The following is a 254-nucleotide window of genomic DNA, read 5'->3' on the forward strand; positions in this document are numbered from 1 at the left end:
GCTTAGTCCTACAGCGCTAACTCTTAGAGTTAATAATTTAATTTTTGTAAATTGCTCTTCAGATCTTATAGTCTCTAGAAAACTAGGATTTCCATATAGAAAACTCGAAATCTCAACTCCAGATTCTGAAACAGTAGATGTTATTCTTGGTAGAGCAACAAAGAAGATGTCGCCAAAAATATTTGATTCTACATTATACACTCCTTTCATTTTTATAGCTCACCCAATTTTCAAACTTTACAAAGAATTTCAAC

The 254-nt window shown here is 31.5% G+C and carries 1 protein-coding gene; it reads right to left on the minus strand.

Annotated features, from left to right (window positions below; translation table 11 throughout):
• On the minus strand, positions 1–210 hold a 210-nt coding region (locus SB775_RS31690), incomplete at its 3' end, for a hypothetical protein (RefSeq protein WP_410865251.1).
• Positions 211–254 lie beyond the last annotated feature (44 nt).

Source organism: Peribacillus sp. SIMBA_075, assembly GCF_046534585.1.